The following is a 19,070-nucleotide window of genomic DNA, read 5'->3' on the forward strand; positions in this document are numbered from 1 at the left end:
ATATGAAAGGGGAGTGCGATCGTCCAAGTGACGGTCGTGCTCCCCTTTTTGTATTATAAATGATGTTCAATATGCGTATAGTATGATTCGTCGAGCGCAAATAAAGCGATCGCGTCAGGTCCTGTATGACAGCCAATTGAAGAACCGATCATTGCGATGCCAACTTTGCGTGGACGAAAGCGCGTCTCCACGACTTTTTTCAGCTCGGCAGCGAATGTTACGTCATCAGCATGGCTAATGCAAATAACTTGATTGCTCAAATTCGTGCATCGCACTTCGAGTAAATCGAGCATACGCTGCATCCCTTTTTGGCGACCGCGTACACGTTCAATTTCAATCAATTTCCCGTTTTTCATTTCAAAAATCGGATTGATCGACAGCAACTCGCCGACGAATGCACCTGCTTTTGATAGGCGACCGCCTTTTGCTAAGTAGCGCAAATCATCGACAACGAGCAGCTGCACCATGCTTTCCATACGGCGCTTGACTTCCTTCACAATTTCGCACGTCGAATAGCCTTCCTCATTCATGCGTGCTGCTTTATCGACGAGCAAGCCGTAGCCGAGCGATGCGCATTGTGAATCGATAATTTCTAGCTGAAAGTTTGGATATTGTTGAATGAGCTGCTGTTTAATGTTGACAGCTTCCTCATACATACGAGATAAATTGCTCGAAAATGTAATGTATACACCGTCCTCTTCGCTCATCGCTAGCTTGTGGAACGCTTCATATAAAATGTTTGACGGTGTTTGATGCGTGCGCGGTGTTGCGCCTTCACGAATGGCATCGTACACTTCTTCAGCGCGAATGTCGAGCATGTCACGATACGTTTTGCCGTTTAATTCGACGACGAGCGGGAACAATGTGACGTTATAATCTTGTAAAAATGCGAGTGGTAAATCACAGCCACTATCTGCAAATAGCCTCATACAGTTTTTCTCCCTTCAAGACGTGGGTCACTCATTACATATGTTAATTAGCAATCATGTTCGCATCGAAAGCTCAGTTCAAGCTCGTGCTTCATCACTAAAACGTTTTCATCGAGCTATATCGATTCAATATGAATGGGCTAATTAACGCATTTCGTTAGTTAAAGTTTTAAGCGCTCCTGCAATATGACGGCGATTCCATTTTCTTCGTTCGATAATGTAATTTCATTTGCGATATTTTTAACACAATCGATCGCGTTCCCCATTGCCACACCGACGCCTGCATACTCGAGCATTTCAAGGTCATTATCTTCATCTCCAAATGCGATAATACGCTCGCGCGGAATGCCGAGCTCCTTGGCGACTAAGTCGATGCCAACCGCTTTGTTTAAACCTTTTTTAACGATTTCGATGAGCGGAAAAGGTGCGCCCCAGCGACGATGCTCAATGACCTCTGCATGGACTGCTTGTAAATGGTTGCGAATGATCGGCACATTTATTTCATTAGCTGAAATGAGTAGCGATGTTGGATCGGCAGGCAATGTGTCGCGTAAATCGCCAATGCGAACGAGCGGGTTGCCCATAGCGTATAATGGCGACATCCAGTCATCTTCTCGGTGAATGTACACATCATCCTTAATTTCAGCGAGTAAATTTTCGTATTCATACGCATGAATGGACGACACGACATCGTGCACGACCGATAAATCGATCGGCTGGTGGAACGTTTGCCAGTTTGTATTAAATGGATGATGCACAAATGCACCGTTAAAGTTGACGATCGGTGTAACGAGACCGAGCTCCTCATAAAATGGTGCACTCGCGCGGTACGGTCGTCCGGTCGCAATCATAACGTGGTGACCTTCATCCTTTGCTTGTAATAGTGTTTGTTTCGTTTGATGCGCAATTGTTTTATCGTTTGTTAATAACGTACCGTCTAAATCAAGTACGACTAAGTGCTTTTGCATACAAATCTCCCTTCCATATCTTTTTAGTTTACGGCTGTTCGTACATTTCGTCAAAAAAACGATGCATGTGCTGTACGTTTTGGCAAAAATACAGCATTTTCAAACAGCTAAGTGGCAAGCACCGCGTACATTTGATATGATAGAGCTACACACGAACAGGTTTGAAACAGCCTAAATGGATAGAGAGAAGGGAGCTTTTCACATGATTGATCAAGATATGAAAGACAGCATGATGAGTGCTTTAGAAAACGTAATTGACCCTGAGTTAGGCATTGACATCGTAAACTTAGGTTTAGTATATGATGTAGATTTAGACGATGCAGGTTTAGCTACTGTCACGATGACATTAACGTCAATGGGCTGCCCACTTGGACCAGTAATTGTAGATCAAGTAAAAACAGCGCTTTCTGAATTACCAGAAGTAAAAGATACAGAAGTGAACATCGTTTGGCAGCCAGGCTGGTCAAAAGATATGATGAGCCGCTATGCGAAAATGGCATTAGGTGTACGTTAATTACTATACGAGATGAGTCCAATAAATGGGCTCATTTTTTTGTGCAAAAAATGTGTGCAATTCTTTGCAAAAACAAAAGCATCGTCATATAATCAAATTAGTCAAAGATGGTCAAACTTTTTAGAGGAGGACTTTATTATGCAATTCACACAAACAGATAACGGCAAACCTTTAGAGCAATTTGCACGCAACTTAATAGAAGAAGTAAAAAACGGCAAGATGGACCCAGTCATCGGACGCGACGAGGAAATTCGCAACGTCATTCGCATTTTATCGCGCAAAACGAAAAACAATCCGGTATTAATCGGTGAGCCAGGTGTCGGTAAAACGGCAATCGTTGAAGGGTTAGCACAGCGCATCGTTAAAGGTGACGTTCCAGAAGGCTTAAAGGACTGCGTATTGTACGAGCTTGATATGTCAGCGCTCATTGCTGGTGCGAGCTATCGTGGGCAGTTCGAGGAGCGTTTAAAGGGCGTTTTAAAGGAAGTAAAGGATGCAGACGGACGCATCATTTTATTTATCGATGAAATTCATACAATTGTCGGAGCAGGGAAAACAGACGGCGCGATGGATGCGGGCAACATGTTAAAGCCGATGCTTGCACGCGGCGAGCTAAAATGTATCGGTGCGACGACGCTTGATGAGTATCGCATGTATATCGAAAAGGACCCAGCGCTTGAACGACGCTTCCAACAAGTGCTCGTGCGCGAACCGTCTGTAGAAGATGCAATTTCGATTTTACGTGGCTTAAAGGAACGTTTCGAGCTTCATCACGGTGTGCGCATTCATGACCGTGCCATCGTAGCAGCAGCACAGCTTTCAGACCGCTACATTACCGAGCGCTTTTTACCAGACAAAGCGATCGATTTAATCGACGAGGCGTGCGCGATGATTCGTACCGAAATTGACTCGATGCCACAGGAGCTCGATGCGGTAACACGACGCATCATGCAGCTTGAGATCGAGGAGCAAGCGTTAAAGAAAGAAAAAGACGACGCGTCGAAAAAACGTCTTGAGAAGCTACGCGATGAGCTAGCGAAACTAAAAGAATCATCTGAAGGCATGCGCAATCAATGGAAGCTTGAAAAAGACGGCATTCAAACGTTACAAAAAAAGCGCGAGCAGCTTGATAAACTACGCCGCGACTCAGACGACGCTCAAATGCGCGGCGATTACAATAAAGCAGCCGAGCTACAATATAGTAAAATTCCGAAGCTTGAAGCCGATATCGCGGAGCTTGAAAAGCAAATTGCGGAAACGAGCGACAACCGCATTTTACGTGAGGAAGTAACGGCGGAGGAAGTGGCAAACATCGTCTCTCGCTGGACAGGCATTCCAGTAACGAAGCTTGTCGAAGGAGAGCGTGAGAAGCTGCTTCGCTTAAAAGAAACGCTACAAGAGCGCGTCGTAGGGCAAGACAATGCGGTGCAGCTCGTAACAGAGGCGGTATGGCGAGCGCGAGCAGGCATTAAAGACCCGACAAAACCGATTGGCTCGTTCCTATTCCTCGGTCCAACAGGTGTTGGTAAAACGGAGCTCGCAAAAGCACTCGCTGCACAGTTATTTGATTCAGAGGAACATTTCATTCGCATCGACATGTCTGAGTATATGGAAAAGCATAGTGTGTCACGCTTAGTCGGAGCACCTCCAGGCTACGTAGGTTACGAAGAAGGCGGTCAGCTAACGGAAGCAGTACGTCGCAACCCGTATTCAGTTGTGCTGCTTGATGAAATTGAAAAAGCGCACCCAGACGTAGCGAACATTTTACTGCAAATTTTAGATGACGGACGCATTACCGATAGCCAAGGTCGCTTAGTGAACTTCAGCAACACGGTCGTTATTTTAACGTCAAATATCGGCTCACAATTTTTAATGGACGGCGACATTAACGACCCGGCAGTAGAAGCGCAAGTGATGCAGGCGCTGCGTTTACACTTTAAGCCAGAGCTGCTCAACCGCATGGACGACATCGTGCTGTTCCACGCATTAGATCAAACGCACTTCCACGCCATTGCAGCAAAATATGTGCAGCAGCTTGTGGACCGTGTCGCAGAGCAAGAAATTACGGTTGAAATTGAGCCGGCAGTACTCGATTTCGTCGTACAAGAAGGCATGGACCCACAATTTGGTGCACGACCACTGCGCCGCTTCGTACAACGCTATATCGAAACAGCTGTCGCACGCGAGCTATTAAAAGGAGACGTCGTGCCAGGCGAGACGTTAACGGTAGCTTTACGAGACGGACAAATTATCGCAACGAAATAAGTTTTACAGCGCGTTCATCTTCGGGTGAGCGCGTTTTTTTAGTGTAAGGCGATACGGCTCGCGGTTACTCATTGTTCGAAGCGGCAGTTGAACTATGTCGCACAAATGAGTTTTCATACTTAAATGGCGTAGCGCGTGAAGCGGCGACTTCTAGGGGAATAGCAAATGTTTTTTTGCGTCGAGTAATCGCAGACGCATGAGCTTGAGACTACAGGCTCAAGCCATGCCCCCAGAAAAGCGTCCGCAAGCAAGCGCGAAGCCATCTCCATGTATAGATGAATGAAGAAAGCGAAGTGCAATAGACAATAACTCCAGCATATAAAAAAAGCGATGCAGATTAATCTGCATCGCTTTTTTTATTAATGATGGTCTGGTGTTGGCTCGTTTGGAATAACAGCTGCAATTGCGAAAATTAAAATCGAGAATACAACTGAAACGATTGCGCCAGCTTGGAAGTTAAAATCTACGCTTAATACTGCTGAAACTACATAGTTTAACATCGTCACTAGGATGAATGACCAGACAAATGTCATGATATATTGCATCAATTTCACCTCTGTTAGTATTGATTAGTACCGTAATAATATTACACCTCTCCTATAATACCATAGGAAATAAGGAAAGAAAAACAACTTTTTTGTATTGCACGAATATGCATAATTTTCACGTGGAAAATGCCACACGACGTACATATTTACAGTTAGTATAAGTTGAGGAATGACCGTTGTCGAGCGATCGGCTATAAAGTTTTTATTGAATTTTGAAAACGATTCGTTATAATTAAGACCAAGTACTAATATTTACTTACAAAGGGGTTAACATATATGACGCAATTAGCAGGCATTATCGGTGTAGGAAGCTACGTGCCGCAAAAGCGTGTAACGAATGCTGATTTAGAGCAAATGCTTGATACATCGGATGAATGGATTCGTTCGCGCACAGGGATCGAAGCACGTCACTTCGCAGCAGAAGGGGAAGATACGTCACATATGGCGATCGCTGCGGCAAAGGAAGCGATTGGAAAGTCGAATATTGAAGCGCATCAAATCGGTTTAATTTTAGTGGCGACTGTTTCACCAGACCGTGCATTTCCGAGCGTCGCATGCCAAGTACAAGAAGCAATCGGTGCAACAGGGGCAGCAGCGATGGACGTATCGGCTGCATGTGCAGGTTTCATGTACGGCATCATTACAGCGAAGCAATTTATCGAAACAAATACGTATGACTATATATTAGTAGTAGGTGTTGAAAAACTATCGAAGTTTATTGACTGGGAGGAGCGCAACACAGCCGTTCTGTTCGGCGACGGTGCAAGTGCAGTCGTGATCGGTAAAGTAAGTGAAGGGCGCGGCATTTTATCGTTTGAGCTTGGGTCAGACGGTAGCGGTGGCAAACATTTATATTTAGACGATGCACAGCACATTGCGATGAACGGACGCGAAGTATTCAAGTTCGCCGTTCGTCAAATGGGTGAATCATCGTTAAACGTGTTACATAAAGCAGGTTTAACGAAAGAAGATGTGCAGTTTTTAATTCCGCATCAGGCGAACATTCGCATTATGGAATCGGCTAGAGAACGCTTGCAGCTACCTGCTGAGAAAATGGCGACGACGATTCAAAAGTACGGCAACACATCAGCCGCATCAATCGGCACAGCGCTGTATGAGGAGCTACAAAAAGGCACGATTCAAGACGATGATGTGCTTGTGATGGTCGGTTTTGGTGGCGGTTTAACTTGGGGCGCAATCGCAATGCGCTGGGGATTATAAAATAGGGGGACAATGGAAATGAAACGACGTGTAGTAGTAACAGGGGTAGGCGCAGTGACGCCAGTAGGAAATACAGCGAAGGAAACATGGTCAGCGGTGTTAGCAGGCAAAAGCGGTGTCGGTCCGTTAACGCGTTTAGATGCAGAGCAATTTCCTGCAAAAGTAGCAGCAGAAGTAAAAGACTTTTCAATTGAAAATTGGATCGACAAAAAAGAAGCGCGCAAAATGGACCGCTTCACGCAGTTCGCACTTGGCGCAGCGATCGAAGCAGTAGCAGATGCAAAGCTAGACATTAACGAACACAATGCAGCCCGTGTCGGCGTATGGATCGGCTCAGGTATCGGCGGCATGGAAACGTTTGAGCAGCAATTCCGCACGTTTTTAGATCGCGGTGTGCGACGCGTTAGCCCGTTTTTCGTACCGATGATGATTCCTGATATGGCATCAGGTCAAGTATCGATTCACTTCGGCGCAAAAGGGATTAACTCATGTAGCGTAACGGCGTGTGCATCAGGGACGAACTCAATTGGTGATGCGTTTAAAGTGATTGAGCGCGGCGATGCGGACGTCATGATTACAGGTGGTGCAGAGGCGCCAATTACGACGATGGCAGTTGCAGGCTTCTGTGCGAGTACGGCGTTATCATTTAACACAGACATCGCAACAGCATCACGTCCATTCGACAAAAATCGCGACGGTTTCGTAATCGGCGAAGGAGCGGGCATCGTCATTTTAGAAGAATACGAGCATGCGATTGCGCGCGGTGCAACGATTTATGCGGAAGTGCTCGGCTACGGTGCAACAGGTGACGCATATCACATTACAGCACCAGCACCAGAAGGCGAAGGGGCAGCACGTGCGATGGCGCAGGCGCTTGCAGACGGCGGCGTAGCACCAGAGCAAGTAGGCTACATTAACGCACATGGTACGAGCACACCGTACAACGATTTATACGAAACACAAGCAATAAAATCTGTATTCAGTGAGCATGCGTACAATTTAGCAGTAAGCTCAACGAAATCGATGACAGGTCACTTACTCGGTGCAGCAGGCGGGATTGAAGCGATCTTCACCGTACTTGCGTTAAAAGAAGGGAAGCTACCACCGACGATGAATTTACAAGAGCCAGACCCAGCGTGTGATTTAGACTACGTGCCAAATGCGATGCGACAGCAGCAAGTAGACTATGCGATGAGCAATTCGCTCGGCTTCGGTGGACATAACGCGTCATTATTATTTAAGCGCGTGTAAAATATATGATAAATGAAACAAAGCATCAGTGAATGAACCATTCGCCGATGCTTTGTTTTCTGTATATGTATACGCGAGTTGACTCCGTATCGGGCGACGCTTTTCGCGGGCGCGGCTCCATCTAATTTTTCCGCTGCGCGAAAAAATGGATATTCCGCTCGCGCTGTTCCCGCAGAAGTCGCGCCCTACGTCGATCAACTCGCGCATTATTCCTTTCACAAGCCGCTCGTTATTGATCGTTGTTACTTACGTTTACGCCCTAAGCCCATCGCGTTTTCCATTTTCTTTAGCGTTTTGTTCGCAATCGCATTTGCTTTCGCTGCGCCTGCGTCTAAAATGTCATCAAGCTCTGGTGAATCGATTAACGCATAGTAGCGCTCTTGAATTGGTGCTAAATGCTCGATAACCGCCTGTGCAACACCTGCTTTAAAGTCACCGTATCCTTTGCCGTCGTATTTCGCCTCAAGCTCGGCAATTGTCGCACCTGTTAACGCTGACTCGATCGTTAATAAGTTTGATACGCCTGGCTTGTTTTCAGTGTCGTATTTCACGATGCCTTCAGAATCCGTCACCGCAGACTTAATTTTTTTCTCGATTTCTTTCGGTGTATCGAGCAGACGAATTGTCGCCTTCGTGTTCGGGTCTGATTTAGACATTTTTTTCGTCGGCTCCTGCAATGACTTAATGCGTGCACCTTCTTTTGGTAGCTGAATGTCTGGAATCGTTAAAACATCGTTGTAGCGCTTGTTAAAACGTTCCGCTAAGTCGCGCGTTAATTCGATGTGCTGCTTTTGGTCATCGCCGACTGGAACGATGTTTGTGTTGTATAAAAGAATGTCCGCGGCCATTAATGGTGGGTACGTTAATAGTGCCGCTGAAACCGATTCTTTGCCGTTTGATTTGTCTTTAAACTGCGTCATGCGCTCTAGCTCACCGATTGACGCAACGCACTGTAAAATCCAACCTGCTTGTGCGTGTGCTGGCACCTCTGATTGAATGAACAGCGTCGATTTTTGTGGATCGATGCCGACTGCGATGTACATTGCTGCTAAGCTGCGAATGTTTTTACGTAGCTCTAAGCGGTCTTGTGGCACTGTAATGGCGTGTTGGTCAACGATGCAGTAAATTGCCTCGCCCTCGTCTTGTAGTGCAGGGAATTGTTTAATCGCACCGATGTAGTTGCCGAGCGTAATTGTTCCTGTTGGCTGTACGCCTGAAAAGATTGTTGTCATGTGAAATGTCCTCCTTCAAATAAAGTTCTTTATTTCGCCGCCTACATTTTGGAATATGTAGCGACGTAGTAGTTGCTCGGAGCACGAGGCGGACTCCAGCGGGAATAGCGTGAGACTTGAGACCCCGCAGTTGCGTATGCAGCGAGGAGGCTCAAGCCACGCCCGCGGAAAGCCTGCCTCGTAAGCGAGAGCAACTTAAAATTGAACAAATAAAAAAACATCACGCTCCCTATTCGAAAAAGGGACGAATGATGTTTAAATCCGCGGTACCACCCAGCTTGTTAGTTTCCTAACCACTTTGTCTCGTAACGTGAGATGTACGCATGCAGCTACTGTTAATTTCACCGCACGAACTCCGAAGCCCATTCGATAAAGCGCGTTGTTTATTTACACCACCCATAAACTCTCTAATCCGCGTCTCTTTATGTACTATTCTTCTTCACCGTTGCTAAAATGTATTTGCCAAAAATTATATAAAAAAAAACGCGTCGTTGCAACTGCGAAATGACCTAGTACATAGGCGTATAGTAATTGTTAATTCTCAATTAGCATATTTTAAGTGAGAAAAAATAATAATGTCGACATGTTTACATTGTGCTATAAATGGGAAGTTATAAAGTAGCTTACGGCGGCGTATACATCTTGAAATCGATCAACTTTAAGTGTTCATTTATCATTAGCGGAAAAATGTTTATACGAGCTAAAAAACGATTAAAATGAGTTGAATATTGAATCATAATTTCGTAAAATAGTCTATTAAAAATAACGATGATGTTGTATAATAGAAATATAATTATTTTAGATTAATTATAATGTAGGTCGAAATAAATTGTATTATCACGTCTGTTGATTCGCCATTTTTATACAGCTGAATTGCTTGTTTTCAGTAGCGAAACTTAGATGAAAGCTGCATTTGAGTGGCATGGATCCGCAATACGCGAAATGCCAGTTGAATGGCAAATCAACACGCTTGTTGTATTATATTTGAAAGGAAGTGTTTTACATGATCGTTACTTTATTTACATCACCTAGCTGCACATCATGTCGAAAAGCGAAAGCATGGTTAGAAGAGCATGACATTCCATATACAGAGCGCAATATTTTTTCAGAGTCATTAACGTTAAGTGAAATTAAAGAAATTTTACGTATGACAGAAGATGGCACGGATGAAATTATTTCAACGCGCTCAAAAGTTTTCCAAAAGCTAAACATCGACGTAGAGAGCTTATCGTTACAGCGTTTATATGAATTAATCCAAGAATATCCAGGATTATTACGCCGCCCGATTATTTTAGATGAAAAACGTCTGCAAGTAGGCTATAACGAAGATGAAATTCGTCGCTTCTTACCGCGCAAAGTACGCGCATACCAATTACAAGAAGCACAGCGTATGGTCAATTAATCGATGATTGTAAAGAGCGCTCCTAAGCTGTGGATCGTTCTTTTTTTGTGCGTTAAAACGATATGTATGTTGATGCACGACTTTTATCGAGCAAAATGTAAATCAATGCTTATTGTCGTATTAAGTAGCGAGACGGCTTGAAGAAGGAAATGAGCGTCACTACACAACAATCACTTTCGTAACGAATGTCATGTTCGCTGCACAGCTAAAGAAGTTCATGTGCAATGAGTAACCGAACGAGCATATATTTTTTTGACTCGAGTAATTGCAAACATAAGCCGCAATATGTGAATGGCCAGTGCAATCGCGTATCGGCACATAGGTTAAAACTATTCAAATGTTCAGTTAATTGTTCGTTTTCACTTGCTTATTTTATAGGTGTCCTCTAAACTAGCAAGTATCACAACAGAAGTAAGATGATTTATTTCCTTTTTCATTCGAAACAGCATAAAATAAAAGAATAAACCTAGAGAAAAAAACATCTAAGCTAGGAATAGAGGGGAGATGTGTTTGTTATGGACATCGAACGTGTGAATGAGTATACTTTGAAGCTTTACATTTCATATGATGATATTGAAGAGCGTGGATATAGCCGCGAAGAAATTTGGTACAATCGTGGCAAAGGAGAGCAGCTATTCTGGGATATGATCGAGGAAATTGGGGAAGAAGCTGATTTTGAATTAGAAGGCGCGATTTGGATTCATGTGAATGCTGCAGAGACAGGTATTGAAGTTGTTGTAACGCGCACATCTGATCGAGAAGATTCACCAATGATAAGCGAAAATGACCAAGGCTTTGAACGCTTTGTTGAAGAGGCGTTAAGCAATAGCATGGGTGCAATAGCAGAATTTAAAGACACGATGGCTGAAGCCGTTGTAAAGCAGCAATATGCGGTTTTCCGCCTGCAGCAATTTGATGATATTATTGCGATTGCAAAGCGTTTACAAGCAGTGCCGATGACAACGACTTTATATAAATTTGAAGGTACGTATTACGTAATGATCGAGCAAGTAGAGCAAAACATTATGGACATCGTATCAATCGTTAACGAATACGCGCAGCTGTCTCAATTAACGAAGCATCGTCTAGCAGAATACGGCGATCGCATTATGGATGGCAACTGTATCGAAACGGTTTTACAATACTTTGCATAATAACGAGCCAGTTAAAGGAACATGCCTTTAACTGGTTTTTTTATGTCCAAAATTTAAATTTCATACGAACGATCGCGATTACCTCACAAATGCGGCAAAGTAACAGGTGAGGTGATGAATGATGTTTGTAGCAAAAAACAATGGACAGCTATTATGCACGCTCGATTACACGAAGGACATTTTGCGCACGCTTCGTCAAAGTGAAACGTTCGTCTGCCCGTGCTGTGACGAGCCGGTCATTTTAAAGGTAGAGCATCAAAAGCTCGCTCATTTTGCGCATCGACAAGCAAGTTGTGAGGCGGGGTTTAGCGAGCGGGAATCGGCGCAGCATTTACAAGGGAAGGCGCAGCTATATGCCTTTTTTCAACGCTTTATGCAAGACGTGGAGCTTGAGCCGTACGTACGCATTTTGCAGCAGCGCCCCGACGTACGAGCAGCACAGTATGCGATTGAATTTCAGTGCAGTGCCATTTCATATGAGCGGCTTGTCGAGCGAACAGATGGCTACACACGACAAGGCTACGTGCCGATTTGGATTCCGGTAACGCGGCATAAAAAGCTTGGCTGGCAAATCATTTCGCTCTCACAGCTCGAGAAAGCATGCTTACAAATGAAAGACGGGCTAGCATATTGCATAACGCTCTCACCGAAAGAGGAAGCGTTTATTTATTATAGCTACGCGATGCAGCTGAGCACGACGAAGTTTTATGCGTATGTTATGCATATGCCAATACATGAGCAGCAATTTCCGTTTTATGCCCCGACACCGATTTCGAACGACGTATTTATACAGCTATGCCAAAAGCAGCAACATATGCGCGAGCGAATGCTGCTACAACGGTTACGTTTTAGTAAGGAAGGGGTACAGGATAACGTATTGCAGCTTGCTTATACGTATTACGGAGGCATTATGCGCATTCCATTTTACGTTGGCATTTACGTACCGTATGCGCATGCGTTGCCGATCCCACCTGTTGATTGGCAGCTATATTACGTCATTTGGCGCGCGCACTATAACAAAACAATTCGTCAGGACGAGGCGCATTTTTGTACGTTTAGCGGCATCGAGCAGCTATGTACCCGCAGTCGCCAAGCGTTGTATGTATATGAGGACATTGTAATGACGACACCAGCAAACGAAGCGGTATTATTTCAGGCGATGTATGACAAAATAGTTGCACCGCAGCGCAATAATTGAGAAAATGAACTAAGTAATTCGGTTTCCGAAACAATATAATTAAAGGGGTTTTGTATATGGCAAAGGACGTATTATTACGACAAGATGTGCCAGAGGAATTAACGTGGCGCTTAGAGGATATTTTCCCTACAGACGATGCGTGGAACGAGGAGTTTGAAGCGATTACTGCATTAGTCGAGCAAGCAGCGACATATGAAAAGCGTTTAGCTAATAGCGCGGATGAATTTTTAGCAGTGCTGCAATATAGCGAGGAAGTGAGCAGCCGCCTGCAAAAGCTGTACGTGTATGCGCATATGCGTAACGATGAAGATACGACGAATAGCACGTACCAAGCGCTTGAATCACGCGCAAATGCACTCGCATCAAAAGCATCGGCAGCGCTTTCTTTCATTACACCGGAAATTATGGATATGGACGAAGCGGTTATTGAACAATTTGTAAACGATAACGAGGCGCTAGCAGTATACCGTCAATCGTTAAAGGAGACGTTACTGGCACGTCCGCACATTTTACCAGCAGAGCAGGAAGCGTTAATGGCGCAGCTAAGCGAAGTGCGCGGTGCATCAAGCAATACGTATTCGGTGTTAAACAATGCGGATTTAACGTTCCCAGTCGTAAAAGATGATAAAGGGGAAGACTTCCAAATTACGCACGGCAACTTCATTACAGCGTTAGAAAGCGCCGATCGTACTTTCCGTGAGCGTGCCTTTAAAGCAGTATATGAAACGTACGGCAGCTTAAAAAATACGTTTGCCGCAACGCTTTCAGGTAAAGTAAAAGGAGCTAATGCGACAGCACGTATTCGCAACTACAGCTCAGCACGTCACGCCGCATTGTCGAACAACTTCATTCCAGAAGAAGTGTACGACCAGCTCGTGCAAGCGATTAACGACAATTTACATTTACTGCATCGTTACGTCGCGTTACGCAAAAAGGTGCTACGTGTTGATGAACTACACATGTACGATTTATTTGCGCCACTCGTTGCAGAAACGGAAATGGAATACACGTACGACGAGGCGAAAAAGGTGATGGTTGATAGCTTTGCGCCATTAGGTAAAGAATATCAAAACATCGTGCAGCACGGCTTAGACAATCGCTGGGTCGACGTGCTTGAAAATAAAGGGAAGCGCAGCGGTGCGTATTCGTCAGGGGTATACGGCACGAATCCGTACGTTTTAATGAACTGGCAAAATAACGTCAATAACTTATTTACACTTGCCCATGAGTTTGGGCATAGTATGCATAGTTATTACACGCGCGCATCACAGCCATACGTATACGGCGACTACTCAATTTTCGTTGCAGAAGTTGCGTCGACATGTAACGAGGAGTTATTGTTTGAGCATTTATTAAATACGATTGATGATAAAGAAAAGAAAATTTATTTATTGAATCACTGGTTAGATGGCTTCCGCGGCACTGTATTCCGTCAGACGATGTTTGCCGAGTTTGAGCATTTAATGCATACGCTTGACCAAGACGGCGTACCGTTAACAGCCGATAAGCTAACGGAGGAATATTACGCGCTAAACAAAAAGTATTACGGTGACGACATAGTTGTCGACGAAGAAATCGGCTTTGAGTGGGCGCGCATTCCGCATTTCTACTACAACTACTACGTGTACCAATACGCAACAGGGCAATCTGCGGCGACAGCACTATCGAAGAAAATTTTAGATGAAGGTGCACCAGCAGTTGAGAAGTACATTAACAATTTCTTAAAGGCAGGCTGCTCGAATTTCCCAATCGACGTGCTAAAAGCAGCAGGTGTCGACATGAGTTCACCACAGCCGATTATCGATGCATGTAAAGTGTTTGAAGAAAAGCTAAATGAGCTAGAAGCGTTATTATTAGGTGAATAAGTACGTTGAAAGAAGCTGCATGTGCGAACGTGTAGCTTTTTTCTGCTTTGAGGCGTAAAGTTATTGTTATTGTTTTTGTGATATATCTTTTTGCTTGATTATGTAACCCGTTTTACAAAATGAATAATAAATAATTTCACAAGAGAAACAACTCCGCTAAATGAGTGAAATCGCTTTCTATTTGACAGATTTGTGAAAACGAATGTAAGTGGTTGCGTCCATACGTAATACATGTTAGAGTAGTCACTGTGAAATAAATCACAAACCAAACATACACCCCTTTGTTTGATCGTGAACATTTCTCCCATCCCCTTTGTGAAAAGAGGGTCTTCATTCTGTCGAGGCTTGAAGATCCTCTTTTATTTTTTTGTAATAATAATTCATTTAAGAAAACATACATAAAAAAGAAAAACCTTGACGAAACGAGTTGTTTTCGTCAAGGTTTTGTTATATTTACGGCGTTACTTAGCTATGAATTAAGTGCTGCTCTAGCTCGTTTCGCAGCGATTCTGGAATTGCGGCAGAGCGCTGCGTTTTTGGATCAAAGCAAACGACGACGCAATCGCCAGCTGCAATAACGTCACGTGCTTGTGTTACAACTTCCTGACGCAGTGTGAAGCTTTTAGAGCCGACATTTGATACAGACGTGCGTGCGATGAGTTCGTCGCCTGCATAGCTTTGTTGTATGTAGTCACACGTAATACGCGCTACGACGAACTGAACGTCCACATCTTTGCTCGGTGCGACGCTATTTAAAAACTTCACGCGACTTTCCTCAAAATAAAAGAAGTAGCTCGTATTGTTCGTATGCCCAAGTAAATCCGTTTCGCAAAATCGTACATAAATTGGTGTTTCGTGCATGAAAATTCCCCCTTTACGTATTATTTTAGCGCATAGACGACGAAAAAAGCTAGAGAACGGCTTCTCTAGCTTTTTTTTATGCATGCTTTAAGCGCCAAAGTGTGACGTCATTTGCTTGTGTGCGCTCGACCTTTTGTTGAAGCATGCGCTTTTTCATTTCTCGTTCAGCCGCAGCTTCTGTTAAATTGTACATCGCGGCAATTTCTTGCGTCGATAAGCTATGGAAGCGTCCAAGTAGCTCCTCGACTGGCGGTGGCTGATTTGGGATGAGCGGGGCGTTGAGCATTTCTGATAAAATGTGCTCGTACACTTCGTATGTGTATAAGCCGCTTACCTTCAAGCCTTCATCTTCAATGCATTCGTTGAAAAAGACAATCGTTGGCAGCTCGCTTACGTCCATTTCGTTTGTGATATGTAGATCACATTGGAAAGCATGTGCTGCTTCCTTTGAGCCAAAGTCGTTGCGGAATTCCTGCATATCGAGCTGTGATTGTTGTGCAATTTCAAGCAATGTATTGTACGATTGTAAGTTTTTTTGCTTTAACATTAAACATTCTTGCAGCTTCGTTAAAAAGCGTAAGCCCGCTCGTTTACCTTGAAGCTCAGCTGCTTTTACTGCGACAGAAGGTAATACAGGGTGCTTCACGTCGACGTCTTGTCCGGAAATGCAGCCTTTCGTTTTTTCTTCGATGCAGTTTAATGACGCAAGCTTCGTACTTAAAATGAAGCGACATGTGAAGTATTGTTCGTATTGTACTTGTAGCTTGCGAACGATACATTGCATGTCGACGGCAGTTGTACATAATGGGTCAATGAAAATGTATAACTCTAAAGGTTTATGCAACGATTGTGAGGATGTTGCTTGCTCCGTTAGTAATTGAACATGCGTCACTACAACCCCTCCTCTTCCTCATTTGGCGCGTTGATCATATGATGCGCTGTCATAACAAGGCGCTTATAATAAATTTCACGGAACTTCCCATCTAAACCGATATCATCCATTGCACTAGCCATGCATTCGAGCCAAGCTTGTGCGCGGTCTGGTGTAATGTTGAAATGCATATGTCGTGCACGCATCATCGGGTGACCGTGCTCCTCAGTAAACAAGTTAGGACCACCTAAGTATTGCGTCTGGAATTGAATTTGCTTACGAATCGTTTCCGAAAGATCTTCTGGAAAGATTGGAATTAGCAATGGGTGCTTACTGACGCGCTTGTAAAACGCATGCATTAATTGTGATAACTTCTCAGCACCAATTTCCTCGTAAGGAATTTTAGAAATTCTAGTCATAGGTGTGTTGCTCCTTTAAACCATTTTATTTATGAAATACGCATGACGCGTACATGGATTGAACTAAGTTGTACGTTCATTCTATCAACGAACTTGTCGGAATACAAACAAACTGCCTTTTAGCATTCAAAGACGCTAAAAGGCAGTGATTCAAAAGAATTATTTTTGTACATCGTTTCGTAGTGAAAATGTTTCGTTTCACGTTTACGAAATGAGGAAAGCGCGACGAATTTGTTAACGCGCGTTTGTTACAAGTTTTTGTATATGTTGAAACGTCAAACACGCCTTATGTTGCTTTGCACGTCATCGCCAATGAAGCGAACATATTTGCATTGCGACAGCGCTCGAATTTACTTGTTCCGAAAATGGAGCAATTCGTTACGACTTGTAGTAGTTGTTTACTTTTACAACATAGTTTTGTGTTTCTTTAAATGGTGGAACGCCGCCGTATTTTTTCACGTTGCCTGGGCCGGCGTTGTACGCAGCAAGTGCTGTCGTAACGTCACCGCCGAACTGATCGAGCATCATGCGTAAATATTTCGCACCGCCCATAATGTTTTGCTCTGGGTCAAGCGAATTTTTGACGCCGACGTATTTCGCTGTGCCTGGCATAAGCTGCATTAAACCTGTCGCACCTGCATAGCTTTTCACGCTGCTACTAAAGTTTGATTCTTGCTTCATAATCGCCGCGATGAGCTTAGGATCTAAATCGTATTCCTTTGCAGCTTTTTCGATAATGGCGCTATATTTGTTCGCTCCTTCAAGCTGACCTGTGAACACGACAGAGCCTTTGTAAGACGGTGCGGCCTCTGTTGTTTTTGCTGCAGCTGTCGTCTCTGTTTTTGATGCCTGTTCGGATAGCACCGTGTAAAGAGACGGTGGCATATATGTAGAGGCACTGCTAGAAGATAACGCGTTTAGTAGCGTCGTCGCTGAGCTTGATGTAGAAGATGTGCTTGCGTTTACAAGTGATGGAATCGCACCTAAGTAGTTTGTTAACGTCGATGTCGATGCGTTATTGGATAAAACTTCTGAAATAAGCGATGAGAATGCAGAGTTTGTTGAAGAAGCGCTTTCTGCATCACCTGTCATCGTTTGAATGGCTGCTGTGTCTAAAAAGGCGCGAATATTTGGGATTGTCATAAAATCATCCTTTCTGTTTCGCTAATGCGTCCGCAAAGCGAGCAATTTTCTTTTTTGTAAGGCGAGTCGGAATGTGCAGCTGCTCTAGCAAGGCATAAAACGATTGTGCGCCCGCAGTAGCGTCTGTCACCTCGTATTCCAGCTCGTAGTCCTCTTGCTGTAAATAGCGTGAGTGGTCGATTACGATCGTTCCACCTTTATATTCGACTTCAATGCGTCTTGTTGTTAGCGAACCGTACATTTTTATTTCAGAAAGTGGCACTGACGCCGCGTTGAGTTGCTTTGAAATCGCTTCTGGAAACGGTGCGCCGTCAAAAATTGCCTCCGCTTCCGCACGCGTAATGTCGACGTTCGTTTCGATGCTCGTTTGTGCGTCGACTGCGCGCTTTAACGTCGCTTCAAATACGCCGTCTATTTCACGAATGCGCAAGCCGCTAGCGAGTGCTTTCACATGCAGGTCGGCTGTGTCGAAGTAATGGTTTGCGAGCGTCTTTGCATCAGCTGGCTGCACGTCGAAAAATTGGCATAGACGTTCGTATTCGTCGTGCTGTAGTAAATTTTTAAATTCAATTTCTGTTTCGTTTGTCATTATGCTCTTCCTTTACAGATGGATTTTTTGCCGTCATATTTATTTGCATCGTTTAATAATGCTAGCCGTCATGCGCGTCTAGCCTACAACATGTGAATGAGCGTATACACGTTTACATAATAATGCCGCAACAGAAAAAAACAGCCGCATTCAAAGAAGTCTGTGCCCGTACACATTACTGTATGGTAAAATATGAACAGAAACAATGGCAAGAAAGGGAGTTTTCATGTTGCGTAATCAATATACTGTTACAATTGTAGACGAGGAATTACTTACGTTTAGTGTAAACGAAAACGTCGAATATGACAAAATCGCACCAGCAGGACAAGTAATCGCGGATTCAGACAATTTTGCGTTCGTGTATTTATGCGATGTAGGGGACAATTATGCATACATACGATTTGAGCAACCAGTATGGCACGTGCTACTACAAGCGCTCGTGCAGCAGCAAAACCCGACTGTACAAATAAACGACGCTTCAATCGTGCTACGACATTTCTTTGAAGAATTGCAAATGCTTGTTTATAATATCGAGGGGAATGGCAATTACGGTGATACATTTGTCAGCGCGGTTGAGCAAGCATTTGAACGAATTTTAACGGACGCTGTATAAGTGGCGTTTGAAGAAGAGAGGCAGCGG

General features: G+C 44.1%; 18 protein-coding genes and 1 other annotated feature. Of the genes, 9 read left to right on the forward strand and 9 right to left on the reverse strand.

Going from position 1 to position 19,070, the window contains the following annotated elements:
- Positions 1-53: 53 nt before the first annotated feature.
- A complete protein-coding gene (locus A6K76_RS01735) occupies positions 54-929 on the reverse strand; it encodes a DegV family protein (protein WP_066461476.1) in 876 nt (291 codons plus the stop codon).
- 161 nt (positions 930-1,090) lie between these two features.
- On the reverse strand, positions 1,091-1,897 hold the full coding sequence (locus A6K76_RS01740; protein WP_066461478.1) for a Cof-type HAD-IIB family hydrolase: 807 nt from the start codon (positions 1,895-1,897) through the stop codon (positions 1,091-1,093).
- A 202-nt stretch (positions 1,898-2,099) separates the two neighbouring features.
- Here A6K76_RS01740 and A6K76_RS01745 point away from each other — a divergent pair, with 202 nt between their 5' ends.
- Both A6K76_RS01745 and A6K76_RS01750 read left to right on the forward strand, forming a co-directional pair.
- Positions 2,100-2,411, forward strand: a complete 312-nt coding sequence (locus tag A6K76_RS01745; protein WP_425393856.1) for a metal-sulfur cluster assembly factor — start codon at positions 2,100-2,102, stop codon at positions 2,409-2,411.
- Between the two features lie 138 nt (positions 2,412-2,549).
- Entirely contained in the window at positions 2,550-4,676 is a 2,127-nt protein-coding gene (locus tag A6K76_RS01750; RefSeq protein WP_066461481.1) for an ATP-dependent Clp protease ATP-binding subunit, read from the forward strand.
- A 359-nt stretch (positions 4,677-5,035) separates the two neighbouring features.
- Here the strand turns inward: A6K76_RS01750 and A6K76_RS01755 are convergent, their stop codons facing one another.
- Positions 5,036-5,221, reverse strand: coding sequence for a YjzD family protein (locus tag A6K76_RS01755; protein WP_066461483.1), 186 nt, complete (start codon positions 5,219-5,221; stop codon positions 5,036-5,038).
- A gap of 279 nt (positions 5,222-5,500) precedes the next feature.
- Between A6K76_RS01755 and A6K76_RS01760 the strand changes: the two genes are divergently transcribed.
- Together A6K76_RS01760 and fabF are read left to right on the forward strand one after the other, a co-directional pair.
- A complete protein-coding gene (locus A6K76_RS01760; protein ID WP_066461487.1) occupies positions 5,501-6,445 on the forward strand; it encodes a beta-ketoacyl-ACP synthase III in 945 nt (314 codons plus the stop codon).
- 18 nt (positions 6,446-6,463) lie between these two features.
- A complete protein-coding gene (gene fabF, locus A6K76_RS01765) occupies positions 6,464-7,696 on the forward strand; it encodes a beta-ketoacyl-ACP synthase II (protein ID WP_425393857.1) in 1,233 nt (410 codons plus the stop codon).
- 242 nt (positions 7,697-7,938) lie between these two features.
- Here the strand turns inward: fabF and trpS are convergent, their stop codons facing one another.
- The gene (gene trpS, locus A6K76_RS01770) at positions 7,939-8,928 is read right to left on the reverse strand and encodes a tryptophan--tRNA ligase (RefSeq protein WP_066461492.1); all 990 of its coding nucleotides are present in this window, start codon (positions 8,926-8,928) and stop codon (positions 7,939-7,941) included.
- A gap of 237 nt (positions 8,929-9,165) precedes the next feature.
- Positions 9,166-9,380, reverse strand: a binding site (T-box leader).
- A 554-nt stretch (positions 9,381-9,934) separates the two neighbouring features.
- Here trpS and spxA point away from each other — a divergent pair.
- From spxA to pepF, 4 genes are all read left to right on the forward strand, one after another.
- Positions 9,935-10,330, forward strand: a complete 396-nt coding sequence (spxA, locus tag A6K76_RS01775; protein WP_211271724.1) for a transcriptional regulator SpxA — start codon at positions 9,935-9,937, stop codon at positions 10,328-10,330.
- Between the two features lie 515 nt (positions 10,331-10,845).
- Positions 10,846-11,484: an adaptor protein MecA gene (gene mecA / locus A6K76_RS01780; RefSeq protein ID WP_066461497.1), complete on the forward strand. Its 639-nt coding sequence runs from the start codon at positions 10,846-10,848 to the stop codon at positions 11,482-11,484.
- A 118-nt stretch (positions 11,485-11,602) separates the two neighbouring features.
- Positions 11,603-12,682, forward strand: a complete 1,080-nt coding sequence (locus A6K76_RS01785; RefSeq protein ID WP_066461498.1) for a competence protein CoiA — start codon at positions 11,603-11,605, stop codon at positions 12,680-12,682.
- A gap of 56 nt (positions 12,683-12,738) precedes the next feature.
- Entirely contained in the window at positions 12,739-14,547 is a 1,809-nt protein-coding gene (gene pepF, locus A6K76_RS01790; protein WP_066461499.1) for an oligoendopeptidase F, read from the forward strand.
- Between the two features lie 465 nt (positions 14,548-15,012).
- On the opposite strand, the gene A6K76_RS01795 is transcribed toward pepF, so the two are convergent.
- The 5 genes from A6K76_RS01795 to A6K76_RS01815 form a co-directional block, all read right to left on the reverse strand.
- Entirely contained in the window at positions 15,013-15,408 is a 396-nt protein-coding gene (locus A6K76_RS01795; protein ID WP_066461503.1) for an acyl-CoA thioesterase, read from the reverse strand.
- A 76-nt stretch (positions 15,409-15,484) separates the two neighbouring features.
- Entirely contained in the window at positions 15,485-16,300 is an 816-nt protein-coding gene (locus A6K76_RS01800; RefSeq protein WP_066461505.1) for a DsbA family protein, read from the reverse strand.
- Entirely contained in the window at positions 16,300-16,698 is a 399-nt protein-coding gene (locus A6K76_RS01805) for a globin domain-containing protein (RefSeq protein ID WP_066461507.1), read from the reverse strand. The genes A6K76_RS01800 and A6K76_RS01805 overlap by 1 nt, the downstream gene beginning before the upstream one ends.
- Positions 16,699-17,076: 378 nt before the next feature.
- Positions 17,077-17,841, reverse strand: a complete 765-nt coding sequence (locus A6K76_RS17160; RefSeq protein ID WP_066461510.1) for a lytic transglycosylase domain-containing protein — start codon at positions 17,839-17,841, stop codon at positions 17,077-17,079.
- Positions 17,842-17,845: 4 nt separating this feature from the next.
- Entirely contained in the window at positions 17,846-18,430 is a 585-nt protein-coding gene (locus A6K76_RS01815; RefSeq protein WP_066461511.1) for a CYTH domain-containing protein, read from the reverse strand.
- Positions 18,431-18,659: 229 nt separating this feature from the next.
- Here A6K76_RS01815 and A6K76_RS01820 point away from each other — a divergent pair, with 229 nt between their 5' ends.
- Complete coding sequence (locus A6K76_RS01820; protein ID WP_066461621.1) at positions 18,660-19,043, forward strand: UPF0738 family protein; 384 nt, start codon at positions 18,660-18,662, stop codon at positions 19,041-19,043.
- Positions 19,044-19,070 lie beyond the last annotated feature (27 nt).

The sequence above is a fragment of the Caryophanon latum genome (assembly GCF_001700325.1).
In the GTDB taxonomy this organism is placed as follows: Bacteria; Bacillota; Bacilli; order Bacillales_A; family Planococcaceae; genus Caryophanon; species Caryophanon latum.